Genomic DNA, 1,389 nt, shown 5'->3' on the forward strand with positions numbered 1-1,389 from the left:
TTTCAATCAAGGAGAAGTGCTGGAAGATTCTAACGATCCAGAAGCTTTCTTCGAACATCCGAAGTCAGAACGGGCACAGGAGTTCTTGAGCAAGATAATTACTTTATAGGAGGCTGGTTAGGTTGAAAAGACATTTTAAAATACTGCTAGCATTCTTTAGTTTATTTTTGCTAGCTGGTTGTACTAAAGCCAGCGATCAAACCAGTACCTATCAAAGAGTTAAAGATACCAATACCATTGTTTGGGGAATCAAAAACGATACGCGTTTATTTGGAATAACCAATATTAAAACTGGTAAGGTTGAAGGCTTTGAAACAGATCTGGCGAAAGCCTTGACTAAGAAAATTTTAGGCAAAAAGGGCAAGGCAGAATTTACGATTACCACCGCTAAGACTAAAATTCCCTTGCTGAATAACAATGCGATTGATGCGGTCATTGCTGTTATGACAATTACTGATGAACGTAAAAAAGTAGTGAATTTCTCAAAACCATATTTCAACGCTGGTCAGTCATTGCTAGTTAAAGATTCAAGCAAAGTTAAGTCAATTAAAGATTTAAACCACAAAGGGGCCAAAGTTTTAGCTGTTAAAGGGACTACGGCCGTGGCCAATGTTCATAAATATGCGCCAAAGGCATCGGTTCTTGAATATGACGATTATGGCCAGGCTTTATCAGCTTTGAAGGCAGGCCAAGGCGATGCCATGACAACTGACAACGGGATTTTGGCTGGTTTAGCCGATGAAAACAAGGGCTACAAACTGGTTGGCGGCACCTTTACCAACGAACCATACGGAATTGCCGTTAAAAAGGGCAATACCCGCATGGTTAAGGCAATTAACCAAGCACTAACCGCAGTAAAGGCTGATGGGACCTACCAGCGATTGGTACAAAAATGGTTTGGCGGAATTAAAGGTTTGAATTTACAGGAGGTAGGCTAAGATGTTTGAACTATTACAAAGCAACTGGTCGACCTTTCTGACCGGGTTCGGCCACACGATTCTGTCCAGCATCATTGCGCTAGCAGCCAGTTTGGCACTGGGCACGATCTTTGCGTTATTGGAAGTATCGGAAAACAAGCCGCTGCGAATCATCGCCTCGGTCTACATCGAAATCTTTCGGAACATTCCGCTTTTGGTGGTAACGATGGTCTTCTATCTGGTAGTGCCGATGTACGTGGTAAAAATCGACGGCTTTACGGCCGGGACGATCGGCTTGTCGCTCTACACGTCGGCCTTCATTGCGGAAACGATCAGAGCAGGGATCAATTCCGTCGGCGACGGACAAATGGAAGGCGCACGAAGCAACGGGATGACCTACGTGCAGGCCATGAGATACGTGATTCTGCCGCAGGCCTTCAAAGCAGCGCTGCCGCCGCTGGGGAACCAGTTC

General features: G+C 45.0%; 2 protein-coding genes and 1 pseudogene. All 3 read left to right on the top strand.

Features of this window, described 5'->3' with window-relative positions; genetic code table 11:
- Nucleotides 1-109: pseudogene (locus tag KI210_RS09090) on the top strand (amino acid ABC transporter ATP-binding protein); the annotation flags it as partial.
- A 13-nt stretch (nt 110-122) separates the two neighbouring features.
- Complete coding sequence (locus tag KI210_RS08510; RefSeq protein WP_212781459.1) at nt 123-938, top strand: glutamate ABC transporter substrate-binding protein; 816 nt, start codon at nt 123-125, stop codon at nt 936-938.
- Between the two features lies 1 nt (nt 939).
- A partial coding sequence (locus KI210_RS08515; protein ID WP_212781460.1) for an amino acid ABC transporter permease occupies nt 940-1,389 on the top strand: 450 nt, incomplete at its 3' end.

It is taken from the genome of Lactobacillus corticis (genome assembly GCF_018327645.1).
GTDB classification, from domain to species: Bacteria; Bacillota; Bacilli; order Lactobacillales; family Lactobacillaceae; genus Lactobacillus; species Lactobacillus corticis.